Below are 25,106 nucleotides of genomic sequence, written 5' to 3'. Positions count from 1 at the left end.
TTTTTGTCATTTTGTTATTTTTTATATATATTTTTATACTTTGTAATAGCAATTAGTAATATTAATTAAAGAATTATGAGTAAATTTCGTTTGGATGAAGTAGATCACCAGATTTTAGACATGTTGATAGACAACACAAGAGTACCGTTTACTGACATTGCAAAAAAATTATTGATATCTGCAGGAACAGTACATGTAAGGGTGAAAAAAATGGAAGATGCCGGAATAATAATGGGATCTTCATTAGCCTTGGATTATGATAAATTAGGATATTCATTTATAGCTTATGTAGGTGTTTTCTTGAATAATACATCTCAAACAAAATTTGTTTTAGAGCGTATTAATCAAATTCCATTCGTAACAGTAGCATCTGTAACTACAGGAAAATTCAATATTTTCTGTAAAATAAGAGCAAAGGATACGAAACATGCTAAAGAAGTTATCTTTATGATTGATGATATCGAAGGAGTTTACAGAACAGAAACTATGATCTCGTTAGAAGAAAGTATTAATGATAAGAAGCGTTTGATGCATACTATTTTTAAAAATATGTAATTGACCTTGAATGCTATATTGAATATAACCTCAAGTTTTTCTTGGGGTTTTTTTATGAAAAATTAACTATTAACAACCAACCAACTATAACACATTATGTATACGCTTCCTAAAATTGAACGTTTTAATCAAGACGTTCTTTCTAAATACCATATTTACAATAGTGTCTTTATTACATTGCCATTTGATTCTATTGATAATACTGGGGTTTTACTTCCTTTATTTACTGAAGTTTGCGAAACAGGCTTCAAAAAACAAGAAACACCTAAAGAAATTGTGAATTTTTTCTCAGGAAAGTATTTAAATAATGCTTCCGAGAAAGATAAAATCGACTTAATGTTTCGATTTATTCAATATATCGAGCGACAAATTGTATTGTTTGATGCTATCGAAGATGCAGCTTTTCCTACTGTAAACAATATGGAAGGAAGAGGATCGCTTCGTGATATCAAAGAAAAGTCTGATGCTAAAGAAAAAGAAGATGATTTAGTAGAGTTTTTAGAAGACTTTAATGTTCGTACCGTTTTAACTGCGCACCCTACGCAATTTTACCCAGGGCCAGTATTAGGTATTATTAATGACCTAACCGATGCGATTCGTGCAAATGATTTGCTTAAAATTAAGAAATTACTTGCTCAATTAGGAAAAACACCATTTATACAAAACGAAAAACCAAATCCTTACGACGAAGCGGTAAGTTTAATTTGGTACTTAGAGAATGTATTTTACGAAACTTCGGGCGAAATAGTACATTATCTTCAAAGGAATATCTTTCACGGAAAATCAATTCAAAATCCATTGATAAAACTAGGATTTTGGCCAGGAGGAGACCGTGACGGAAACCCATTTGTAACCACAGCAATTACCTTAAAAGTTGCAGAACGTTTGAGAACTTCGATTCTAAAATGTTACTATGTAGAGATACGCAACCTAAAAAGAAAACTGACTTTTGCGGGAGTAGATACATTAGTTTCGGATTTAGAGTTTAAATTATATCGTTCTGTTTTTTATTCAAAAGGGGAAATTTACATCACTTTAGACGAGTTTAAAACACAATTAAACAAGATAAAAGATATAATTATCGAGAAGCACCAGTCGTTATATTTAGACGAATTAGAGGCGTTACTTATAAAAATTAACTTGTTTGGTTTTTATTTTGCAACACTAGATATTCGTCAGAATAGTAAAATACATGATGCTGTTTTTAAAGATGTTGTAACATATTACTTAAAGTCTAACTCTACTGTATTTCCTGCTAATTATTATGATTTATCAGAGAACGAAAAGATAGCAATCCTTTCAAAAGTAAAAGGAGATCTTAATCCTAATGTGTTTGAAAACGAAATTACAAAATCAACAATAGAGTCAATTCAAGCTATTAAAACCATACAAGAAAATAATGGAGAGTATGGAGCAAATCGCTATATAATCAGTAATAACGAAAGTGCGCTGAATGTAATGGAGACTTTTGCATTGATTAGATTAAACAATTGGGAAAGTCCAACAGTTGATATAATCCCACTTTTTGAATCTGTTGATGATTTACAAAAAGCCCATAAAATTATGGAGCAATTGTACACAAATCCAGAATATGCAAAACACCTGATAGAAAGAGGAAACAAGCAGACTATAATGTTAGGATTCTCAGACGGCACAAAAGATGGAGGGTATTTAATGGCAAACTGGAGTATATACAGGGCCAAAGAAGCACTTACCGAAATCTCAAGAAAATACGGAATTAAAGCTATTTTCTTTGACGGACGTGGAGGACCACCAGCTCGTGGAGGAGGAAAAACACATAAATTTTATGCTTCACTAGGTCCAAAAATCGAGAATAACGAAATTCAGATTACAATACAAGGACAAACTATTAGTTCAAATTTTGGAACATTAGATTCTTGTCGCTATAATTTAGAGAATTTATTAAGTGCTGGAGTTACAAATCAGGTATTTAGTAAAGGTAAAAATGAGTTGACTGTAGATGAAAAAGATATATTAGATCAACTAGCAGAACTAGGGTATCAAGAGTATTTAAGCTTTAAGAATCATCCTAAGTTTATTCCTTATCTGGAAAAAATGAGTACTTTAAAATATTACTCTAAAACAAATATAGGTAGTCGACCATCAAAAAGAAGCAAGTCAGAGAATCTGGATTTTGCCGATTTACGAGCTATTCCGTTTGTAGGTTCTTGGAGTCAGTTAAAGCAAAATGTACCAGGTTTCTTTGGGGTAGGTTCAGCTTTAAGACATTTTGAAGAAACAAACCAATGGGAAAAAGTTCAGGATTTATATGATAATTCATTATTCTTTAAAACCTTGTTAGAAAATAGTATGATGTCATTGGCAAAATCATTTTTACCATTAACAGCTTACATGAGGAAAGACCCTGAATTTGGAGAGTTTTGGCAAATTATCTACGATGAATTTTCGGAAACTAAACGTCTCTTATTAAAAATAGCCGGACATAAAGAGTTAATGGAGAATTATCCTGATGGTAAAGCATCAATTCAGATAAGAGAGCGTATAGTATTGCCATTGTTAACAATACAACAATATGCTTTGTTAAGAATTAATGAATTAAACAAGCAAGATAAAGTCGATGAAGACCTAATCAAAGTTTATGAGAAAATAGTAACGCGTTCGCTTTTCGGAAATACAAACGCAAGTAGAAATTCAGCTTAAATTTAATTATTATGTTAGGATCACAATTATTAGAAAACGAGTATTCTGGCGGATTTACAACTTATATCCGTGAAGCAGGAGATGTAAATTTGATTGAAGAATTAGAAATTTCTTTGCATGATTTTATAAAGTTTGTTCAGAATATCCCAATGGATAAATTTGATTATCGTTATGCCGAAGGAAAATGGACAATCAAAGAAATCATTCAGCACATAATCGACACCGAACGTATTTTTGCATATCGTGCTTTACGTTTTTCTAGAAACGATAAAACAGGATTGCCAAGTTTTGATGAAAATGATTATGTAGATAATACGAATGCAAACGCAAGAAGCATTCAGGATCTATTAACGGAACTTTCGGCAGTAAGACATTCGAATTTATTGTTCTATAAAAGTTTATCAGAAGAGCAGCTTAAACGAATTGGTACAGCATCAAATAATCAGATATCAGTTAGAGCTTTGGGTTTTGTAATTATTGGTCACCAAAAACATCATCAAAAAGTTTTTCAAGAAAGATATTTGTAGTTAATAAAACGCTACAATTAAATATTAAAAGTCCTGTGAAATAGTAATTCACAGGATTTTTTTTTGGAGCTATTCCTGCTTCCCGATAGTTATCGGGACACTATATCTTTTTATTTTTAAAGGAAAAATAAAAAGGATGCCGTTCCCATCAGGGCTAAGGATTATCCTAGTTTCTAAAAGATTTTGTGATTAAAGTTTCAAATTTGTCCTCCTGAGTCGAGTCGAAGAGTAATTGCAATTTGTCTTGTTTTTGTTGATATGCGAGTAGTTTGTGTCCTTCGATTCCGCTAGAAAGTCTTAAAGGAACGCAGATGATACGGATTTGCTAAAGCAAAAACGTTGATAAAACGGATTTTTTAAACGAATAAAAATATAATTCGTCTCAATTTTGATGGATAATTTTCTGCAAGCTTGTTTTTTTGAGTGCGATAAATCTCTGTAAGAAACACAATAATCTTTGTCAAAGTTCAAAACTTTGACAAAGATTTAGAGGTGTAATATCGTTTAATGAGTACGTGAATTTATCATATTTTAATAATTCTTCTCAATAATCGCCAGACCTAAACGTATTTTATCATAAGAAATTTGCTCTTCAAAAAAGTCATAATAGGGCTTTAGTGTTTCAGGATTTTCAAGTTTTACTTGGGCTTTTCTTATCTGGATAACTTCGGCATCAGAGACATAATCAGATAAATTAATATCATGCCCATCAACATAAAGCTTGGCTAAGTGAGATGCAATTGTCGAAATACCAAGTTTTCTTTTTGCTGCGATAGCCTCAATAGAAATCCCTTCCTGAAATAACTCTAAGGTTACTTTATATGTGCTGCTTTCTTTTTTAGATTTTGCCTTTGGAGCTTTTTTGCTTTTGAAAAAATCGATTATTGCATTTACAAAATCGGAACCATACTTCTCGAGTTTGGCTTTTCCGACTCCGTCAATTGCGATAAGTTCATCATCGCTCATTGGTCGTAATAATTCCATTTGCCTTAAAACAGCATCGCTAAAAATTACATAAGCTGGAACTTCTTCTTCTTTAGAGATTTTGTAGCGCAATTGTCTGAGTATTTCAAAAAGAGAATTTGGCTTAGCTTTAGTAGCTTTTTCTTGTATTTCAATTTGCTCAATAGCTTTCTTAACTACTGTTGTAAGCTGAACTTTTTCTCCTTCAAACAATACTTTTTTAGCAAAAGAAGTCAGTAAAATTTTATTGTGTTGGTGAAAAGCAATTTCGCAATAGCCTAAATTGATCAACTGAATTAAATATTGGTTCCAATCGTACCAAGAAATATCGGCACCAATACCATAAGTTTTTAAATTCTGATATTCGTTTTCGTAAATATGAGCGTTTTTAGAACCTCTAAGAAAGTCGACAATTACTGCTAAAGTTTCTTTTTCTTGTAAACGTGTAATGGCTGATAGCGCTTTTTGAGCAATAACGGTTCCATCAAAAAACTTAGGAGGATTTTTGCAAATATCACAGTTACCACAGTTTTCATTTACTAATTCGCCAAAATAAGAAAGCAAGATTTTTCTGCGACAGCTTAAAGCGTCCGCATATTGTTTCATTCGTTCTAATTTTGCAAGTTGTACTTCGGCGTTTAAACCTTCAGAAGCAAATTTCTGCAACTGAATAACATCGCTGTAACTTTCGAACAAAATAGTTTCTGATGGCAAACCATCACGACCAGCTCTTCCGATTTCCTGATAATAACCCTCTATATTTTTAGGTAAATTGTAATGAATTACCCAACGAACATTTGATTTATCGATTCCCATCCCAAAAGCAATTGTGGCACAAACAACCTGGCAATCGTCGTTTATAAAATCATCCTGAGTTTTAGAACGTAGTTTATTATCTAGACCAGCATGATATGCTTTGGCATTAATTCCTCTTTTTTGTAATTTTTGGGCAAGTTCTTCGGTTGTTTTTCTACTTAAGCAATAAACGATCCCAGACTCATGAGGTTTCTTTTCTATAAAATCTATAATTTGTTTTACTCTGTCGAGAGCAGGACGTACTTCCAGACTTAAATTTTTTCTATCAAAAGAAGCAACAACCGTTTTCGGGTTATTTAAATTTAGTTGTTTTGTAATGTCGGTTCTCGTCGCTTTATCGGCAGTTGCCGTTAATGCAAGGACAGGAGTAGAGGGGAAGCGATTTTTTAGATATCCTAAATTAGTATAAGCAGGACGGAAATCATGTCCCCAAGCCGAGATACAATGCGCTTCGTCTATTGCTATTAAGCTTACCGTTAATTGATTAAAAATAATATCTAGATAAGATAAGCTTTCGGGAGCTATGTAAACCAACTTTATTGTGTTAGATTTTAAGCTTTCCATATAAAATTGCTGCTCTTGCTCAGATTGGCTACTGTTTATAAAACAAGCAGCAATTCCGTTTGCTTTCAAGCTATCGACTTGATCTTTCATCAAGGCAATAAGAGGAGAAATAACGATTGTAATTCCTGGCAATACTAATGCCGGTAACTGAAAACAGATAGATTTTCCTCCACCAGTTGGCATAATTGCTAAAGTATCCCGACCAGAAAGTATTGTATTTATAATATCTTCCTGGTTTGGTCTGAATTTTTCAAATCCAAAATTTTCTTTTAGCTTGGCGTGTAATATTTCTGTTTTCATTGGCTTATATTTTTGTAGGTAATTTACTAAATAAAAAAGGAACTCATAATATGAGTTCCTTTTTTATTTTGAAATATTCAGATTAATTAATCTTCATCTTCTTCGTCATCATCCTCATCGGCGATATCTTTCTCACGGTCTTCATCGTCATCATCTCCGTCAAGATCTGGCTTGTCTAAGTTTTCATCTTCATCGTCGTCATCGTCAGCAGCGTCGTCGTCTAGATCAAGACCTTTTATTGGTTCGATTGTGTCAACATCTGCATCGATTTCATCATCTTCATCGTAATTTTCAATTCTATCAGCAAGTTTAGTACTAATTTTTACTAAATAGATAGTATCTTCTGTACGTACTTCAACGGCTTCTATCAATTCGTTTTTAGCATTTCTAAAACGGATAACATCCGAATCATCATAACCATCAGGAAATTTATCAACTAATAAGTTTAAAATTTCATTGGTAAGTTTAGCGTAATCAACTATTACTCTTTTCATAAAGTTATTCTATAAATCTAATAAATATGCAAAAATTAACGGTGCTACAATGGTAGCGTCTGACTCTATAATGAACTTAGGTGTTTTAATATCTAATTTACCCCAAGTAATTTTTTCATTAGGAACGGCTCCAGAGTATGAACCATAACTGGTTGTTGAATCTGAAATTTGACAGAAATAGCTCCAAAACGGAACATCGTGCATTTCCATATCTTGGTATAACATTGGTACCACACAAATTGGGAAATCTCCAGCAATACCACCACCAATTTGGAAAAATCCAATTCCGTTAGTGCTATTTTTAGGGTACCAATCTGATAAGAAAACCATATATTCGATTCCAGATTTCATCGTAGATGCTTTTAATTCACCTTTGATTACGTATGAAGCGAAAATGTTCCCCATTGTGCTATCTTCCCATCCTGGTACAATAATAGGTAAATTTTTCTCTGCTGCAGCATACATCCAGCTATCTTTTAAGTCAATTTCGTAGTATTCTTCTAATACACCAGAAAGTAACATTTTGTACATGAATTCATGTGGGAAATAACGCTCTCCTTTATCATCTGCATCTTTCCATATTTTGTAGATATGTTTTTGCAAACGACGGAATGCTTCATGCTCAGGGATACAAGTATCTGTAACTCTGTTTAGTCCTCTCTCTAATAAATCCCACTCATCCTGAGGAGTTAAATCACGATAGTTAGGCACTCTTTCGTAGTGAGAGTGTGCTACTAGATTCATGATGTCTTCTTCTAGATTTGCACCTGTACAAGAAATGATTTGAACTTTGTCCTGACGAATTATTTCTGCAAAAATCTTTCCAATTTCGGCAGTACTCATTGCTCCAGCCATACTTACCATCATTTTGGCTCCATTTGCCAATTGTTGCTCGTATGCTTTTGCAGCATCAACTAAAGATGCAGAGTTAAAGTGTAAATAATGTTTTTCAATAAACTGACTAATTGGTCCTTTCATTTTTTCTTTTTTTTTTTTGAATTCAAAGGTTATAAAAACCCTTAAAGATTGTTATGCAAATTAATAAAATTTATAAAAATATAGTACAATTTGCGATTTTTTTTATTGTTTTTTACTGTACCCTAATATCTTCAATACTTGATCTGATGTTTGCTCTTCTGAAAAGACTTCAGTTGCCAAAAATCCATTCTCATCTCTATCTATCAAAATGTGCTTAGGTTGTGGGATTAAACAGTGGTGTAATCCTCCATAACCACCAATCGTTTCCTGATAAGCTCCTGTATTGAAGAAACCAATATATAAAGGCTTTTCTTTATTATATTTAGGTAAGTAAATGGCATTCATATTTTGTTCGGAATTGTAATAATCGTCACTATCACAAGTAAGTCCGCCTAATAGAACCCGTTCGTAAGTATCATTCCACCGGTTTACAGCCAGCATAATAAATCGTTTGTTAATTGCCCAAGTGTCAGGTAAAGTAGTTATGAAAGAAGAATCAATCATATTCCATTTTTCTCTGTCATTTTGTTGTTTTTGGTAAAGAATCTGATAAATCGCACCACCACTTTCACCTACGGTAAATGAACCGAATTCAGTAAAAATATTAGGAACATCTACTTCAGCTTCATCACAAGCAATTTTAATTTGATTGATAATTTCATCAATCATGTATTGGTAATCGTACTCAAAAGCCAATGAGTTTTTAATTGGGAATCCACCTCCGATGTTCAAACCATCTAGAGTAGGGCATTCCTTTTTTAAAGCTACATAAACTTTAATACATTTTACCAACTCATTCCAGTAATATGCATTGTCGTTGATACCTGTATTAATAAAAAAGTGCAACATTTTTAGTTCCAAATTTTTATTTTCTTTGATCTCTTTTTTATAAAAAGGAACAATATTTTTGTATCCAATTCCTAATCTCGAAGTATAGAACTCAAATTTTGGTTCTTCTTCGGCAGCAATTCTAATTCCGATTTTAAATTTACCTTTTATTTCTGCCTGAAGCAAATCAAGTTCTTCGTAATTATCAATTATCGGAATGGTGTTTTTATGACCATTATTTATAAGTCTTGCAATATTAGTTACGTATTGGTCTCTTTTAAAACCATTACATATTATATGTGTATTTTTGTTAATCTTGCCATTCTCCAATAAATTTTCCGCGATATTGATGTCAAACGCCGAAGAAGTTTCTATGTGGATATTGTTTTTGAAAGCTTCATTCATGATAAACTCAAAATGCGAACTTTTAGTACAATAGCAGTAATAGTATTTAGCTTCGTATTTATTTTTTTCCATCGATTTTCTAAACCAACTTTTTGCTTTGTTGATATTATTAGAAATTTGAGGTAAATAAGTAAATTTTAATGGCGTGCCATATTTCTCTACTAATTTCATCAAATCGATGTTGTGGAATTGAAGGTTGTCTTTGTTTAAAGTAAATTCCTCTTGAGGAAAGTAATAAGTTTGATTGATTAAATCAGAATATTTTGTATTCATTGAGATATGTATATTTTAAATTAAATTATGTGGTAAACAATAAAATAATCTAAAATTCAAACCCGAATATTTGCATACACGATTTGTAGTTTCTCGTGCTCCGCTTTTGTACATTGAAACAGGTCAAAACAATAGTTTCCTTTTATATTATAAAAACGGTTCAATATCCTCAGGAATGAAGTATTGACTTGGTTCTTGTATGAACGGAATTCTTTTTGTTTTTGATTTTTTTTCACGCTGCAAATGTAAAAAATATTATATACGTAAAGCAAAGCTTTTTTATTAAAAAATACGTTAAGATTTGTAATCTTGAAAGGACTCAAGAATTAATTCATTTTCAACCGATTGATTGATCTTTATTTTCCCGATTCCTTCTATTAATGCAAACTGAATTAAACCATATTCGTTTTTCTTATCATGAATTAGTAATTCTAAGATAGGTTCGATATCATTTTCTTCAATAATAACATCGTCATAAATAGATTTTATAGCCGATTTTATCTGTGAATATTCCTCTTTTGTAATTAAATTTTTGTGTAACGATATGTAACTTTCCAGAATCATACCTATAGCAATTGCCTCACCATGTAGTAATGTTTTCTTATTTTCATTTTCTAAAAAGTAACTTTCGATAGCGTGTCCTAATGTATGTCCGAAATTTAAAGCCTTACGAATATGTTTTTCAGTAGGATCTTGCATTACAATCTCGTTTTTAATCTCTACCGAGCGATAAATCAACTCGTCAAGATCTGCAAAATCAATAGCTTTTAAATCTAAAAATTTCTCCCAATATGCAGCGTCGTAAATTAATCCGTGTTTTAGCATTTCGGCAAGACCAGAACGCATCTCGCTTTGAGGTAGAGTTTCCAGGTATTGCGTATCAATTAATACCATTTTAGGTACATTGATAACACCAATCTGGTTTTTTAAATTTCCTAAGTCAACACCATTTTTACCACCTACAGATGCATCTACCATAGATAATAAAGTAGTTGGGATGTGTATAAAATCAACTCCACGTTTAAATGTAGAAGCTACAAAACCACCCAAATCGGTAACAACGCCACCACCAAGATTAATAACCAATGTTTTTCTATCAGCACCAAGCTCCGTTAGAACTTTCCATATTTCGATGCAAGTTTCAATATTCTTATTGATTTCACCTGATTCAAACTCGATAATTTCGATAGTTAAGTCCGTTTCTAATAAAGGTAAAAATTTAGGTAAACAATATTCATTTGTGTCAGTATCTACAACAATGAACAGGTTTGAATACTTATTTTCTTTTAAATGATTATTTAAAGCTTCGTATGCATTTTGATTAAAATGTATCGGATAATTATTGGCGTGAATTGATTGCATGTTTTCTGTAGTTAATTGAAAGCGCAAAAATAAGGCATTTTAAACTAAAAAATATTCAAACCTGCTCTCTAATTTGCATAAAATACTAACTAATAAGAGAAAAAATATTCAATAACAAACAACTTACTTTTCTGTTAAAAGTAATGAAATGAAACGTAAAAGAGGTTGTTTTATTTTTATAATTAGTTGTATTACTTACAGTTTAGATTTAATTGCTGCTGAGCATCAGGAAAGTTTTTGGCTTTAGATAAATTAAAATATTTACAAGCATTTTCAGGATCATTACTTTTTAAATAGCAAATACCAATATAATATTCTGCTGTTCCATCATTTGCATCAGGAAGTTTTATTGCATTCAAAAAATAGTTTATAGCCTGTTTGTATTTTCCCGAAAAATAATAATTTAAACCGATACTTTGTAATAAATAAAAGTTCTCAGAATCGACTTTTAGAGCCTTTTCAAAAGATTCGAGTGATTTGTCAAATTTTGATTGGGATAGGTAAATTTGTCCTTCAAAAGTGTATTTCTTGACTAGAATATCTTTTTTTAGTTTAACTAAAGTACTGTCATTTGGTATCTCTTTTAATCCCTGATCTATAAAACGGACTAAACTCTTTTGGTTAAAATTCGCTTTTTGTAATTCCATAGCAGGTACACTCCATGCTTCTGGGGTTTTTCTATATTCAGAAAATAGCTTATGTTCTTTAAGTATTTCAAGAGTATCTTTTTTTATGGCTGCCAAATTAGTAGCATATTTATAAAATAATAAATTTCTTGGACGTAAGTAAAAAGCTTCTTTTATATAAACATATGCACTATCCAGATTTCCTTTCTCTTTAGAAATGAAATATTTGTAGAAGTTTATTCGACCTGAGTAAGGGTTGATTTTACTTGCTTTACTAAAACATGATAAAGCCTTCTCATAATTTTTTTCGCGGATATAATAAATTGCAGCATATTCATAAAACGATTCTGAGGTATAGAAAACATTAGGGTATTTAGGCATTCTATTGATAATTTCATCACCAGTTAATACTCCTTTTAAATTCATATTAATGTTATCATTGGCAATTTCACTTTCAAGATTTGAAGCTTTGTAAATTATAAAAGCTGAATAAGTAGTAATAATTGTCAGGACAATAAAAAATGGCAATAGTTTTATATTTAATGGTTTATCTAAGGCTTGATTGGCTAAAACAGGGGTGTTTACTACTGTTAATGCTAATAATAAACTAAAAAACAATTGCATTGTAGGTTTGTACATAGGGAAATTGAAAAATGCATCACCACCATAAACAATTAATAACATTAAAGTTAGAACTGCAACTATCTTTATATTCTCATCAGTAGATTTTATTATTCTCCTTAAATTAATAATTAAAATAACCACAAAAAGAGAAAGATATACTATACCATTTACGATTCCAGTTTCAGCAAGAATTTCCAGAAAATCATTATGCGGGTCTAACGAAACGGAAAAATCATTTTCATGGAATTTTTCGTAGGGAATAGATTCAATACGATAATTACCTAATCCGACTCCTAATAAAGGGTTTGCCTGGGCTATTTTTATGGTATTTCCCCAATAGGTTAACCTGGCTTGTGCCGAAGCATCGTCTGTGCTTATTTGTGTAATTCTATTTGTTACTGATTTATAACGCTCGTTATCTTTGGCTTTTTTTAAGGATTGATTTGAAACAAATAATGCAATTACTACAGGTATAATTAATACAAAACTTTTTGCTAAACTCGATTTGTTAAATGAGTGTAATCTTAAGTAATAAATAATATAAACCAAAAAGATTAAAAACAGATTGAGTAACGATGCTCTTGCAGCTGTTAGAAAGATGGCAGTGGCTACTATAAATAGTGTAAAAAGTAAAAATTTCTTTTTTATACTAGTAAAATGAGTAATTCCTAGTAATAAAAAAGGCACTTTTATTGTTAAACTCGCCGCAAATATATTTATGTTCCCAGCGTTTCCGATAAGGTTAGTTAAAGCCTCTGTTGCAGAAACATATCTGGATAATTGTGAGTAATTGTATAACGCAAACCCCGATTGAAAAAAAGCACTAATAGAAATTATAAAAGCAATTTTGTAAAGTAAGTAAAGTTTATCTTTAAGTAAGATGGTAAGGTTTATGAATAAACAAAAAACAATTATTAATTCAGTAAATCTAGTTATAACTAAAGAAGTGTTTTTGGCGGTAATAAAAGACAATCCACAGATTAATAAGAAGACTAAATAGATTCTGGTAATGTAGCTCCTTTTTAGTTTTGGAATTATGTCACTGGAAATCATTTTTGAATTCACATAAAAATATATTCCAATTAAAAAATTTAATACAGATATATATAAATATTGAATATTAGAGACTAAATAGCCATCTTTTGGCATATAATCAATAATTAAAAGTAGTGCTATAAAAATATAAACAATATACTCAGGGATTATGGATATTCCTTTGTTTGCGTTAGTTCGAATATTATTCATAATATATAATTTTTGCAAACATACATTTTTATCAATAAAAACTTGTTAAAAATTAAGTTTGTAGGTTTTTTATATTAACTAAGAATTTAAAAAAATGCCTCTTTTTAATTTAAAAACATTCAATAATGCACAAGTTGTTTATCTATTAAAAAGTGACTCAGAACATGAAGGAGCTTATTTTATTCTTTTATAAATAGGCGTTTAAAGGAAAATATACTTTCTGATGTTGTATTACTTACAGTTTAGATTTAATTGCTGCTGAGCATCAGGAAAGTTTTTGGCTTTTGAAATAGTAAAGTACTTACAGGCATTTTCTCTTTCGTTAGTTTTTAGGTAACAATTGCCTATAAAAAATTCGGTACGTCCAGATTTAAACTCACGACGTTTTAATGCTTCCAGAAAATATGATTTAGCATCTTGGTATTTGCCCAAACTATAATAATAGAATGCTAAGTTTTGCATTGTATCGGGATTATTTGGGTCAATTTTTAATGCTTTCTGGTATAACTCAAGACTCTTTTTTAAATCATTTTTTAGGAATAAATCCCGACCTTCGTTGGTATATTTTTGAATTAGAATGTTGTTTTTCTGTTTAGTCAAAAGAGTGTCTGCAGGATGATATCGCAAACCGTTGTCTATAAAACGGAGTAATTTGGAGCTGTTATAATTGCTTTTTTGTAGTTCTTCTGCGGCAATTCCCCATGCTTCGGGAATGTTTCGGTATTTAATAAAGAGGTTATGTTCTTTAAATATCTCTAAAGTATCGTTTTTAGCACGTGCAAATTGGGCAGACATTTTAAAGAAATTTACATTTCGAGGTCGTAAATAAAACGCCTGTTTTGCATAGATATAAGCGCTGTCTATGTTTCCTTTTGCATTCGATATAACCATTTTATAAAAGAAGATGCGTCCGAAATGAGGATTTATTTTATCAGCTTTCGAAAGGTATTTTAATGCGTCGTCATATCTTTTTTCGTTCGTATAATAAATACCAGCATATTCATAAAATGATTCGGCTGTGCTAAGTGTATTTTTATATTTTGGTATTCTCTTAAGTAGTTCATCACCAGTTAGGTTATTTGTAGCAAATAAACTTTCAACATCTTTTTGGATTAAATATTCAAGACTTGAAGCTTTGTTGTTTAAAAAGGCAAAATAGCTAGTTATTATGCTTATTGTAATCAGTATTAAATAGGATTTACTTTTGTTAGTTTCAAATTCAAGGCTTGATGGAGGTGGAGTATTTATGATTGTTAATACGAATATTAAACACAAGAAAATTAGCATTGCTGGACGAAACATCGGGAAGTTTATAGCAGAATCGACTCCATAAACAATCGTCATCATCAAGGTTAGTAAGGCAATTGTTTTGCGGTTAGTTTCAGCTGATTTGAAGATTCTTTTTATATTGATAAAAGTAATAAGAATAAAAATGGATAGATAGATCAAGCCGTTTAAGATTCCTGTTTCGGCAGCTACTTCCAGGAAATCATTATGTGAGTGTAAAGAAATAGAAGAATTGTTATCTAATGTTTTTTCATACGGAATAGATTCTACTTTATAATTTCCTAATCCAACTCCTGTAATTGGGTTTTCTTTGGCTAATTGTATCGAATTTCCCCAAATTGTTATTCTGGTTTTAATAGATTCATCCTTAAGATTTATTTGTTCTACTCGGTTTCCTAATGATATGTAACGTTCTTCGTTTGCAGATCTTTCAAAAACTAAATTGGTAATAAATACGGCTATAATAATCGGGATAATGAGCGATAAACAAGTTCCTAAAGAGGATTTGTTAAACGAATTATTTTTTAGATAGTAGAGTATATAGACAATAAAAATTAAAAACATACTAATAAATGTTGCTCTCGCCGCAGTTAAAAGGATGGTTGTGAGAACAAGTAATAATGTGATGTATGAAAACAATTTTTTAAAACCTGAAAAAGTAGTGATTCCGAGTAATAGGAACGGAATTTTTATTGTTAAGCTTGAAGCTAAAATATTAATGTTTCCTGTGGTTTTTATCATATTCTGAAGCCCAAATGATATTGTTGCCTGAGAAGCTAATAGCTTTAAATTGTATATTTCGACACAGGATTGTAAAAAGGCTGTTATGCCAACAATAAAAATAATTTTATTAAATAAATCAAGTCTGTTTTTTAGTAAAACGGTGAAGTTTATCACTAAACAAAAGGCGATGATTAGTTCTGTTATTTTCTCTAAAACTAAAGTTGTGTTTTTTGTATTAATGACAGATATGCCGCAAAGAATAATAAATAGGAGGTATAGCCTTAAGAGAGTACTCTTTTTTAAGAGCGGAAAGGTATCGGTGGAAATGATATTTGGATTAAAATAAAAATACAATCCCATTACTAAGTTTAGCCCCGATAGGTATAAAAACTGAGGATAAAGAAGATCGATAGATTTGGGATGGGGCAGGAAATTGGTGAGTAAAAGCGATATTGTAAAAAAAATAACAACGGTGTCTGAAATATTTTGTTTGTCAATATTGTTTGCCATAAGAAAACATTTTATCGATTAATATTTTTTCTTTAACAAATATAGCTTTTTTTATTAAGTGAAAATTTACATTTTTGCCTTGTTTTTATTTGTTTTAGGCATTTAATAATGTGAAATAATGAATTTTTAACAAAAAAAGTATTCAAACTCTCTCTATATTTGCACAAAAAAATCCCTAATAATGGAAAAAATATTTAATAATACACAAGTTGCATTTTCGTTAAAAAGTGATACAGAACTTGAAAGAGCTTATTTTCTTTTTAAAATGATTGCTAATCAGCCTTTAGTTCGCATAGGAACGGCTGTAACTAACTTTGCTTTAAAAGCAAATTTGCCAGTAGAAAAATTAATTCGTGCTACAGTTTTCGACCATTTTTGTGGTGGTGTAAACGAGAACGATTGTATTACTGTTGTTGACAAAATGTACACTAAAGGTGTTTGTTCGGTATTAGATTATTCAGTAGAAGGGAAAGAAGAAGAGGAGCAATTTGATGCTGCTTTAAAAATGACTTTAAAAACAATTGAGTTTGCCAAAGAACGTGAAGCAATTCCGTTTGCGGTTTTTAAACCAACAGGTTTGGGTCGTTTTGAATTGTATGAAAAATTAGGAGAAAAGCAAACTTTAAACGCTGCTGAACAAGCGGAATGGAATAGAGTAGTAGAGCGTTTTGATATTGTATGTAAGGAAGCGCATAAAAATGATGTGGCTTTACTTATTGATGCTGAAGAAAGCTGGATGCAAGATGCAGCCGATGAATTGGTTACCGAAATGATGCGTAAGTATAATAAACAGAAAACAATTATATTCAATACATTACAAATGTACCGTTGGGATCGTTTGGATTATTTGAAAAAATTGCATGAACAAGCTAAAACAGAAGGTTTTTTCATTGGTATGAAACTGGTTCGTGGTGCTTACATGGAAAAAGAAAACAAAAGAGCAGAAGAGAAAAATTATCCTTCGCCAATTTGTGAATCAAAAGAAGCTACGGATATCAATTACGATGCAGCAGTTTTATATATGTTAGCGCATTTAGAAACTATGTCTATTTTTGCTGGAACACATAACGAAAACAGTTCTTATACTTTAATGCAATTGATGCAGGAAAGAGGAATTAAAAGTAATGACCACAGAATTTGTTTTGGTCAGTTATACGGTATGAGTGATAACATTAGCTACAACCTTGCCGAAAACGGGTATAATGTTGCTAAATACTTGCCATTTGGACCTGTAAAAGATGTTATGCCTTACCTTATCCGTCGAGCGGAAGAAAACACTTCGGTTGCGGGACAAACAAATAGAGAACTTGAGCTTTTAAAAACAGAGCGTAAGAGAAGAAAAGGATAGTAGATTTTAGTCTCAGTTTTCAGTTGCAGATTACAATCTCCAGTTAATATAAAAAAACTCCAATGAAAATTGGAGTTTTTTTATGGATTTTACTTTCCAGATTTCATCTTTAAAACTTAAGAATTACTAAATTGTAAGTTGCTTAAGTTTTTATATGTTCCGTTTTCTAACGCAATTAATTCCTGGTGTGTTCCTTGTTCTGAAATAATACCGTTATCAAGAACCAAAATTTGGTCGGCACTACGAATCGTTGAAAGGCGATGAGCAATGATTATACTTGTTCTTCCTTGCATTAAAATCTCTAATGCTTCTTGTACTAGTTTTTCGCTCTCGCTATCTAATGATGATGTTGCTTCATCAAGAATTAAGATACTTGGGTTTTTAAGTAATGCACGTGCAATGGCTATTCGCTGACGCTGACCACCAGAAAGTTTAATTCCTCTTTCTCCAACCAAAGTGTCGAATTTTTCAGGGAAACCTTCAATAAAATTAAACGCATTGGCTTGTCTGGCAGCTATTAAAATTTCTTCTTCGGTTGCATCAGGTTTACCGTAAGCGATGTTTTCTCTGATGGTTCCTCCAAATAAAATAACATCTTGAGGTACAATACTCATGTTTCCTCTTAGATTTTCTAAATCGTAATCGTAGATGTTTTTTCCGTCTACAATTATTTCTCCAGCATCAATATCATAAAAACGTAATAACAAAGATGAGATTGTCGATTTTCCAGCCCCACTTGGTCCAACAATTGCAATTTTCTGACCGAATTTAGCAGTGAAATTTACATCTTTTAAAACCTTGATTTCTTTTCTTGACGGATAACTAAATTGTACGTTTTTAAAGGTAACATTTCCTTGTATTTTTTCGATTGCAGTCGAATTTTGGTGTGAGTTTATTTTCTCAGGATGTTCGTCTAATAATTCAAAAACACGCTCGGTTGCGCCAATAGCTTTTTGGATTTGCGCATATAATTCGGCGATTCCACCAAAAGAAGCTCCAACAAAAGTAGAGTAGAGTACAAACGATATTAATTGTCCTACGCTCATTTCGCCAGCAATACTCAATCGTACACCGTACCAAACTACTGCTACAATTGCTCCAAACAGACAGAAAATGATAAAAGAAGCAAAGTAACCACGGTATTTACCACCTTTGATGGCTAATTTTACTACTTCTTTAATTTTCCCGTTATAACGTGCAATTTCGTACCATTCGTTAGCAAAAGCTTTTACAATGCTAATTCCTTGCATGGTTTCCTCGACAATTACCTGACTTTCGGCAACCTGATCTTGTACTTTTTTAGAATATTTACGAATAAAACGTCCAAAAATAACTGCTGCAACTGCCACAAGCGGAACTACAGACAGCATTAATAAAGTTAGTTTTAAGCTCTCGGTAGCCAATAAAATAACTCCTCCTATAATTAATATAAACTGACGTAAAAACTCGGCAATTGTAGAAGTTAATGTGTCTTGTATCTGAGTAATATCGGCACTTATACGACTATTTAATTCTCCTACTCGTTTTTGAGAAAAGAATGACATTGGTAGTTTTACTAAATTACTGTAAAGTGCCGAACGAAGATTTGCCAGCGTATTTTCGGTAAAATTTACAAATAAGGATAATCTGAAGAATGAACATATTGATTGTAAAAAAAGGATAACGACTAATCCTAGCGCAATCATATTAGCCTCAGAATTGTCTTTGTTCTTAACACAATCTATTAGCATTCCCATTAATTTAGGAAAAGCCAGAGCAGTTGCTCCTGTAAAGAGTAAGAAGACCAATCCTACATAAAATTTCCATTGGTGTTTTCCTGCGTATTTAAATATTATGGTTGCTTTATTGAGTGAAGTAGCGGTTATTTTTGATTTTGGTAAATCATTTTCTTTGAATCTTGCCATTGTATAGTATTTATAAATGCAAATGTATGACTATACCAAGTTACTACAAAAGAAATGTAGCATTTCATCGCGTAATTAAAACGCTGCAAAAGAGTAGAGTAAAAAAAACTTTAAATTTATTTAAAAAAAAGGCTTGCGAATACGAAATCTAACTGTATATTTGCACTCGCAATCAGATAACGATAGCAACCTAGTAAAATAGGGCGATTAGCTCAGCTGGTTCAGAGCACCTCGTTTACACCGAGGGGGTCGGGGGTTCGAACCCCTCATCGCCCACCAAAAAACTCCTTAATAAATTAGGGAGTTTTTTTATTTCTTTCCCCACTTGTACTTTACCGTTGAGTATGGATTGCAAATTTGCACAATCGGCCTCGTGGCGCAACTGAATAGCGCACTTGATTACGGCTCAAGAGGTTACTGGTTTGAATCCAGTCGAGGTCACAAAATAAAAAGCTTCAAATCTCTGATTTGGAGCTTTTTTTATATACCCTATTGATAAATGAGTTTGGCTCGTTTTTGCTTAACCTCACAAACAGCATACATTTATGCTAGTTTTATATAAGGAAATATACCGAATATCCAGAATCAACTTTTTTTATATGTACCTTCAACTGACGGTTTAGCTCATCAATCCCTTCATTGTCAAAGTTATAGGAGGTTTTGTAGAAAAAATCATAAACTATTGATTCTTCAAGTTCGTTCTGTTTCTTAGTTAAGTTGAGATGAAATTCAATATTACTAATTTCTGTAATTAAGTCACCATATTTCCTTATAGCATTCAGTTCTTCTGAATTCAACTTTAATTTTTCTTCAGAAATTTCAATGCAACCATTTTCATATAAACTTTGATAAGTTTTTTTATCAGCTAATACCACACCGAAATCACATATGCTATTTGAAATCAGATAATATTTTTTTTGATCGTAGTTTAATAATATCAGGATTTCATTTAAACTTTGAATGAAATTTTCACTGTCTATATAATCACTGAATTTTTGCAATTTTATTTCTTTTGACTGATCTTCAATATTCACAGTTAACATGTGATTTTCCTCAGTTTCCAAAATAGATAAAAATGAAAAATCAAACTTTTTTCTTAGTAAATCAAAACTTTTAGTATATAGTTCAAAATAATCTTTCGTTTCAAAAATACAATCTGGAGTGTCGAAAAAATAGCTATTTAGGTCTGCGATTTCTTCGATTTTTTTGAGTCCATTATAGTAGTAGATGTCATTTCTTAATTCAAGTTTATTTATATCGATATAATTATCTATTTTGTTGCTTAAAACCAGTGGTCTTCTATCCGCTGAATCCAAATCAATTAAAATAATGTCATTTTTTCCTTCTTCAACAAATAAATACATGAAATTGCAAGAGGTTGCAAAAGGAATAACTTTGGAGTAATTCAATACAGGAAAATAATATCTTTTAATAAATTCGTTAATTTCCTTAACAATATCGTTAGGGTCTCCTAAATCTCCTCCTTTTTGATTGTAATCGATTATCTGAAATGTTCCGTAGTGCGGTATTTCAAATTCAATTTTTTTATTATTTTTTAATTGAACTTCAAATATTTTTCTAATGAAAACTGGTATGATCCTATTATTGTTTTTTTCAAAAATATCTAATGGTCTGTATTTATTTTCTGAGTTAATAATAATTTTTATTGACTTAATAAGAATAACAAATATTCCATAAACTATAAGCGAAACACCTATATACTTCCATAAAATCTTGTTTGAGTCGTGTAATTTAATACCTGCAATAAGAAGTATTCCACCAATAAAAATATTAACTATGTTTTTTTTCATACTGTTCTTAAACTTTTTTAATACAATACTTAGAGCAACTTTTTATTAAATCTGTATGATTTAAATCCATCTAATCTAAATTTAGTTTTAGCCAATTGGTTATTTGATTTCAAATATATCACATTTTTTCACAAACAAAATCCTTGAGTATTTAATCTAAAGAAACACTCCCGTATTTGTTCAAGTTGATATCTTATTTAATACAAAAAGTTAAGGTAGTCAAGTTGCTTATTATTTCAATTAATGACATTCTTACTTGTGGTAAAATCGTGGCATAAGAATATTGGAACTGCTGTCTTCTTTGCCATAAAAAATTAAGATTGTCTCTATTGTATTAAATAAATAAAAATTAACAGATTACATTTTATGCCAAAATTAGATATCAAAATTACTTGCATTTTTTCTTCAATCTCCAACAGGGCATCCAAATCAAATTCTTTAAGCCATTCAAAGATATAGTGCACCAATCTCTTCAAATCTTCTATAAAATGTATAGAAATTTGTCTCGTGGAGGTCGCTTCAAATCACTGACTTGGAGCTTTTTTTATGGTTTTTTCTTGCTACAACTTTTTTCTTGGTCCATCAGAAAGTAGTAAAACTTCCAAAATGCATATTCATGATAGTATCTGGTGAACTAAAAGTCATTTGATAATTTATTAAGAATTGTTTTTATATTAGTATAAAATATAATCTGAACGAATATCAGACACAATGAAGAAATACTTACAGGTTTGTACTTTGCTATTTATACTTTTTCTTTATACCTCTTGTCGACAAAACAAAACAGAAAGTGGGGGAATTATTATCCACTCCAAAACTGAGGATGTAATTACTTCCTATGGGCCTCAATGGATAAGTCGAAATATTATACAGGACAGAAAGAATAATATTTGGATTGCTACATTTACTGGTATTTTTCGGTACGATGGAAAGTCTTTTACTAATATTACAAGTAAAGTGATTTCGACTCGTTTTTTTTCTCTTTTAGAAGATAGAAATGGCAACTTGTGGTTCGGTTCTATAGGTTCAGGTGTTTATTATTACGACGGGAAAACCTTTCAGAATTTTACAATTAAGGAAGGTCTTCTTAATAATGAAGTTACAAGTATTTATGAAGATAAAAAAGGCAACATTTGGTTTGGTGTTTCCGGAGGAGCAAGCCGTTACGATGGGAAATCCTTTCGAAATTACATCATAGATGGGAATAGCATGAATGAGGATAGGACAGGGAAAACTTTTCCGAATAGACGTCCTTATGAAGTTAATTCTATTATAGAAGATAAAAATGGCAAGTTTTGGTTTGCTACAAGAGGTAACACCTTTATTTATGATGGAAAAACATTTTCTGTTTTCACACATAATGACAAACCTTTTAAAAATGTTCGTTCTTTAATCGAAGATAAAAAAGGAAATATCTGGCTTGGTGGACCTGATGGTCTTTGGCGCTATGATGGCAATACATTTATCAGTTTCACGAAGAATTTTGTTGGTTATATACTTGAGGATAAAAAAGGTAATATTTGGACTAGTTTACAAAGGGACAATAGTCAGGTTTGGGCACTTTTTCGGTATGACGGAAAATCTTTATCTAATAAAAAGCCTACTGTAAGCGAAATTAAATCAGGAGGAAACGGTCTTTTTGGTATTTTAGAAGCTCGTGATGGGAATATTTGGTTTGGATCTATGAACGGAGTGTATCGTTATGATGGAAAGACCGTCACGGACTTTAAAAATAAAGAGAGTCAGAAATAATATTTACGCCATTTTAAGAACTACAAAAGTATGGATAGCTATAAAGAAACATTTGAAACTTGGAACAAAATTGCTTCGCTATATCAAGACAAGTTTATGGACTTAGATTTATATAATGATACTTATGATTTTGTATGCAGTTCATTTGATAAAGCAAATCCAAAAATTTTAGAAATCGGTTGTGGGCCTGGTAATATTACAAAGTATTTATTGTCAAAAAGGCCAGACTTTGATATTTTCGGGATTGATATCGCACCAAATATGATAGAACTTGCAGGTAAAAGTAATCCAACTGCAAGTTTCGCTGTAATGGACAGTAGATATATTGACGAAATCAAAACAAAATATGACGGAATAGTTTGTGGCTTTTGTTTGCCGTATTTATCTCAGTTAGATAGTCAAAAATTTATCAGTGATTGTTATAATCTATTAAATGAAAATGGACTGATTTATATGAGTTTTGTAGAGGGCAATCCCAGTAAATCTGGCTTTCAAGTTGGGAGTAGTGGTGATAGAATTTATTTCTATTTTTATAATTTAGACGACTTAAAAACGCAATTTGCTAAAAATAAATTTGAAGAACTTCAAACATTCAAAGTAGAATATAAGAAATCAGTAACCGAAATTGAGATTCATACAATATTAATTGCGAAGAAGAAGGCATAGTATTACGGTATAAAAAACTAAATATTTATACTCATTTATTAAAATCACGTATTTTTACTTATAGTCTAAAAATTAAAATATCCTAGTTTAGAGTACTTTATAATTTATTTTTGAAACTGCAGAATCATATCTTAATAGTATAGTTTGTAGATTATTGACAACTTAGATAGGACATAAAATATTCATATTTTATAAATTCTACAATGTTTATTTGTTTGAATATTAGTGTTTTAAGAAGTGTGTCTGGTTTTGATGAATGTAAAGTTTAAATTATTTAATTAATAATACCATCAAATTATGAACAATTATCCGGCACTAAATTGGGTTACATTTGAGAAAGGCGGTATAAATAGTTTTTTTAATGACTACCGGCCAGCTATTGGTCCGGACGGTGAAGCCGTAATATTTGAACGAACATCATTCAATATTGAATTGGAGCCGTCGGCCACCCAGCTCTTTATTGTCAGTGATCTAAAAAATCCTTCTCCGCAGCTTTTTCTTAATAACTGTGATTCTCTCCAACAAACCAGACCTGATTGGTCTGGTGATAACATAGTTTTAAATTTAGAACATGAGAAAAAGGTTACTGTTTGGACAGTTGATGCCAGAGGTAATAACTTAAAACAGATTAAAAATACAACGAGTTGTATTTATCCGCAATGGGCTATCGATCCAACATTTATAGGTTTCGTTGTGATGAACAATAAACAGCCAAAACCGCACAGTACATTATTAGATATTGACGGTAATATTGTTATTACCAACATGAACGGTAAGGATACTAATAACAATATGATGTTAGGCGGTATGCCTGCTGTTTTCCCAAATAAACCAAGATCAATAGCATTTGCTGGCCAGTCTTCATCTAGCGGTAGTTATAATCAGGAGGATAACTATATTTTCCTTAATGTCGAGGACGGGAATGAATTTTTATCGATACCTATGGAGCGTTCAGCAAATTTAAAACCGATCGATAAGCATTTTCAAGGAAGGGCTCCTGCTATATCGCCTGATGGAAACTATATTGCTTTCGAGAGCAATAGAGATGGGGGCTATGCAATCTATTTATTTAATTTAAATAAGCCTGAAAATCCTCCTGTCCAACTGACAGATTCAAAAGTTAAGCTCAATGCGCAGCACCCAAAATTCTTTCCTGATGGTAGTCGATTAATTTTTAGTGCAGTATCTCCTGGAAATACTTATAATAGTATTGTCTGGATTGATATTTCTGAATACTTATGACATTTTTCAATTTTATTTTGGCATTTGTATTACGTCATTTGATTATTTTGGATAGTGCTTTGTTTTAGAAAATAAAAAAGCAGTTTTAAAACATTGAATTTTAAAAATAAACTTGTCTTTTGTAAAAAGTCTACTGACTTACAAATAAGATAAGTAAGCAGTGTAGATGGAACTTTTTTAAATTATTTAAAAAAAAGGCTTGCAAATACGAAATCTAACTGTATATTTGCACTCGCAATCAGATAACGATAGCAACCTAGTAAAATAGGGCGATTAGCTCAGCTGGTTCAGAGCACCTCGTTTACACCGAGGGGGTCGGGGGTTCGAACCCCTCATCGCCCACAAAGAAACTCCATTAGAAATAATGGAGTTTTTTTATGTCTTATTTGAAATATTTTTGATTTATGGAATTAATGCGGATCAGGTTCAAAAGTTGGGGATTAAGCAAAAAGATTAGATAATCTGAACAAGAAGAAATCAATATTTCTTACACCTCTAAATTGGCTTCTAAATGCTTTTATTTTTGCATTAAAAGATTCGGCAGAAGCATTGGTACTTCTATTATCAAAATAGTTTAAGATTGATTGGTAGTTAAAAGTTATAGTATTGAGCAGAATATTG

General features: G+C 31.3%; 17 protein-coding genes and 3 tRNA genes. 10 read left to right on the top strand and 10 right to left on the bottom strand.

The genetic code is table 11. The features are described from left to right. Positions 1 to 75 precede the first annotated feature (75 nt). The 3 genes from B8T70_RS20630 (at position 76) to B8T70_RS20620 (ending at position 3,764) form a co-directional block, all read left to right on the top strand. Complete coding sequence (locus B8T70_RS20630; protein ID WP_007805990.1) at positions 76 to 555, top strand: Lrp/AsnC family transcriptional regulator; 480 nt, start codon at positions 76 to 78, stop codon at positions 553 to 555. A gap of 96 nt (positions 556 to 651) precedes the next feature. Beyond that, a complete protein-coding gene (locus B8T70_RS20625; RefSeq protein WP_086896064.1) occupies positions 652 to 3,237 on the top strand; it encodes a phosphoenolpyruvate carboxylase in 2,586 nt (861 codons plus the stop codon). Between the two features lie 11 nt (positions 3,238 to 3,248). Further along, positions 3,249 to 3,764, top strand: a complete 516-nt coding sequence (locus tag B8T70_RS20620; RefSeq protein ID WP_039120096.1) for a DinB family protein — start codon at positions 3,249 to 3,251, stop codon at positions 3,762 to 3,764. Positions 3,765 to 4,295: 531 nt separating this feature from the next. On the opposite strand, the gene recQ is transcribed toward B8T70_RS20620, so the two are convergent. The 7 genes from recQ to B8T70_RS20585 form a co-directional block, all read right to left on the bottom strand. Further along, positions 4,296 to 6,407, bottom strand: coding sequence for a DNA helicase RecQ (gene recQ, locus B8T70_RS20615; RefSeq protein ID WP_086896063.1), 2,112 nt, complete (start codon positions 6,405 to 6,407; stop codon positions 4,296 to 4,298). 86 nt (positions 6,408 to 6,493) lie between these two features. After that, positions 6,494 to 6,901, bottom strand: a complete 408-nt coding sequence (locus tag B8T70_RS20610; RefSeq protein WP_086896062.1) for a DNA primase — start codon at positions 6,899 to 6,901, stop codon at positions 6,494 to 6,496. A gap of 9 nt (positions 6,902 to 6,910) precedes the next feature. Beyond that, positions 6,911 to 7,879, bottom strand: a complete 969-nt coding sequence (locus B8T70_RS20605) for a deoxyhypusine synthase family protein (RefSeq protein ID WP_039114211.1) — start codon at positions 7,877 to 7,879, stop codon at positions 6,911 to 6,913. Between the two features lie 102 nt (positions 7,880 to 7,981). Further along, a complete protein-coding gene (locus tag B8T70_RS20600) occupies positions 7,982 to 9,385 on the bottom strand; it encodes a decarboxylase (protein WP_039114210.1) in 1,404 nt (467 codons plus the stop codon). Positions 9,386 to 9,679: 294 nt separating this feature from the next. Next, a complete protein-coding gene (aroB, locus tag B8T70_RS20595) occupies positions 9,680 to 10,747 on the bottom strand; it encodes a 3-dehydroquinate synthase (RefSeq protein WP_086896061.1) in 1,068 nt (355 codons plus the stop codon). Between the two features lie 191 nt (positions 10,748 to 10,938). Beyond that, on the bottom strand, positions 10,939 to 13,242 hold the full coding sequence (locus B8T70_RS20590) for an O-antigen ligase family protein (RefSeq protein WP_086896060.1): 2,304 nt from the start codon (positions 13,240 to 13,242) through the stop codon (positions 10,939 to 10,941). 231 nt (positions 13,243 to 13,473) lie between these two features. Next, positions 13,474 to 15,762: an O-antigen ligase family protein gene (locus B8T70_RS20585; protein WP_086896059.1), complete on the bottom strand. Its 2,289-nt coding sequence runs from the start codon at positions 15,760 to 15,762 to the stop codon at positions 13,474 to 13,476. Between the two features lie 181 nt (positions 15,763 to 15,943). Here B8T70_RS20585 and B8T70_RS20580 point away from each other — a divergent pair, with 181 nt between their 5' ends. Next, positions 15,944 to 17,110 (top strand): proline dehydrogenase family protein, encoded by a 1,167-nt coding sequence (locus B8T70_RS20580; RefSeq protein ID WP_086896058.1) that lies wholly within the window; start codon positions 15,944 to 15,946, stop codon positions 17,108 to 17,110. Positions 17,111 to 17,226: 116 nt separating this feature from the next. On the opposite strand, the gene B8T70_RS20575 is transcribed toward B8T70_RS20580, so the two are convergent. After that, complete coding sequence (locus tag B8T70_RS20575) at positions 17,227 to 19,014, bottom strand: ABC transporter ATP-binding protein (protein WP_086896057.1); 1,788 nt, start codon at positions 19,012 to 19,014, stop codon at positions 17,227 to 17,229. A gap of 201 nt (positions 19,015 to 19,215) precedes the next feature. Between B8T70_RS20575 and B8T70_RS20570 the strand changes: the two genes are divergently transcribed. Both B8T70_RS20570 and B8T70_RS20565 read left to right on the top strand, forming a co-directional pair. After that, positions 19,216 to 19,293 (top strand) — tRNA-Val (locus tag B8T70_RS20570). Between the two features lie 88 nt (positions 19,294 to 19,381). Further along, positions 19,382 to 19,455: transfer RNA gene (locus tag B8T70_RS20565), tRNA-Arg, on the top strand. Between the two features lie 113 nt (positions 19,456 to 19,568). Here B8T70_RS20565 and B8T70_RS20560 read toward each other — a convergent pair. Continuing rightward, positions 19,569 to 20,825, bottom strand: coding sequence for a hypothetical protein (locus B8T70_RS20560; RefSeq protein ID WP_086896056.1), 1,257 nt, complete (start codon positions 20,823 to 20,825; stop codon positions 19,569 to 19,571). 711 nt (positions 20,826 to 21,536) lie between these two features. Here B8T70_RS20560 and B8T70_RS20555 point away from each other — a divergent pair. The 4 genes from B8T70_RS20555 to B8T70_RS20540 all read left to right on the top strand — a co-directional run bounded on the left by B8T70_RS20555 (position 21,537) and on the right by B8T70_RS20540 (position 24,827). Continuing rightward, the gene (locus tag B8T70_RS20555) at positions 21,537 to 22,577 is read left to right on the top strand and encodes a two-component regulator propeller domain-containing protein (protein WP_086896055.1); all 1,041 of its coding nucleotides are present in this window, start codon (positions 21,537 to 21,539) and stop codon (positions 22,575 to 22,577) included. 30 nt (positions 22,578 to 22,607) lie between these two features. Beyond that, positions 22,608 to 23,243, top strand: coding sequence for a trans-aconitate 2-methyltransferase (locus B8T70_RS20550; protein WP_039118285.1), 636 nt, complete (start codon positions 22,608 to 22,610; stop codon positions 23,241 to 23,243). Positions 23,244 to 23,540: 297 nt separating this feature from the next. Beyond that, on the top strand, positions 23,541 to 24,485 hold the full coding sequence (locus tag B8T70_RS20545) for a PD40 domain-containing protein (protein WP_086896054.1): 945 nt from the start codon (positions 23,541 to 23,543) through the stop codon (positions 24,483 to 24,485). 267 nt (positions 24,486 to 24,752) lie between these two features. Continuing rightward, positions 24,753 to 24,827 (top strand) — tRNA-Val (locus tag B8T70_RS20540). Positions 24,828 to 24,925: 98 nt separating this feature from the next. Here B8T70_RS20540 and B8T70_RS20535 read toward each other — a convergent pair. Then, positions 24,926 to 25,106 (bottom strand): transposase (locus tag B8T70_RS20535; protein ID WP_242667530.1); only part of this gene is annotated, 181 nt, incomplete at its 5' end.

It is taken from the genome of Flavobacterium sp. AJR, from assembly GCF_002156885.1.
GTDB lineage: Bacteria > Bacteroidota > Bacteroidia > Flavobacteriales > Flavobacteriaceae > Flavobacterium.
This window is presented reverse-complemented; position numbering and strand designations above follow the sequence as displayed.

Bases quoted from the DNA above. Each gene is read 5' to 3' on its own strand.
- B8T70_RS20610 (WP_086896062.1), bottom strand. From the start codon at position 6,901: ATGAAAAGAGTAATAGTTGATTACGCTAAACTTACCAATGAAATTTTA.
- B8T70_RS20580 (WP_086896058.1), top strand. From the start codon at position 15,944: ATGGAAAAAATATTTAATAATACACAAGTTGCATTTTCGTTAAAAAGT.
- B8T70_RS20590 (WP_086896060.1), bottom strand. From the start codon at position 13,242: ATGAATAATATTCGAACTAACGCAAACAAAGGAATATCCATAATCCCT.
- aroB (WP_086896061.1), bottom strand. From the start codon at position 10,747: ATGCAATCAATTCACGCCAATAATTATCCGATACATTTTAATCAAAAT.
- B8T70_RS20600 (WP_039114210.1), bottom strand. From the start codon at position 9,385: ATGAATACAAAATATTCTGATTTAATCAATCAAACTTATTACTTTCCT.
- B8T70_RS20620 (WP_039120096.1), top strand. From the start codon at position 3,249: ATGTTAGGATCACAATTATTAGAAAACGAGTATTCTGGCGGATTTACA.
- B8T70_RS20630 (WP_007805990.1), top strand. From the start codon at position 76: ATGAGTAAATTTCGTTTGGATGAAGTAGATCACCAGATTTTAGACATG.
- B8T70_RS20585 (WP_086896059.1), bottom strand. From the start codon at position 15,762: ATGGCAAACAATATTGACAAACAAAATATTTCAGACACCGTTGTTATT.
- B8T70_RS20545 (WP_086896054.1), top strand. From the start codon at position 23,541: ATGAACAATTATCCGGCACTAAATTGGGTTACATTTGAGAAAGGCGGT.
- B8T70_RS20560 (WP_086896056.1), bottom strand. From the start codon at position 20,825: ATGAAAAAAAACATAGTTAATATTTTTATTGGTGGAATACTTCTTATT.
- B8T70_RS20575 (WP_086896057.1), bottom strand. From the start codon at position 19,014: ATGGCAAGATTCAAAGAAAATGATTTACCAAAATCAAAAATAACCGCT.
- B8T70_RS20550 (WP_039118285.1), top strand. From the start codon at position 22,608: ATGGATAGCTATAAAGAAACATTTGAAACTTGGAACAAAATTGCTTCG.
- B8T70_RS20605 (WP_039114211.1), bottom strand. From the start codon at position 7,879: ATGAAAGGACCAATTAGTCAGTTTATTGAAAAACATTATTTACACTTT.
- recQ (WP_086896063.1), bottom strand. From the start codon at position 6,407: ATGAAAACAGAAATATTACACGCCAAGCTAAAAGAAAATTTTGGATTT.
- B8T70_RS20625 (WP_086896064.1), top strand. From the start codon at position 652: ATGTATACGCTTCCTAAAATTGAACGTTTTAATCAAGACGTTCTTTCT.
- B8T70_RS20555 (WP_086896055.1), top strand. From the start codon at position 21,537: ATGAAGAAATACTTACAGGTTTGTACTTTGCTATTTATACTTTTTCTT.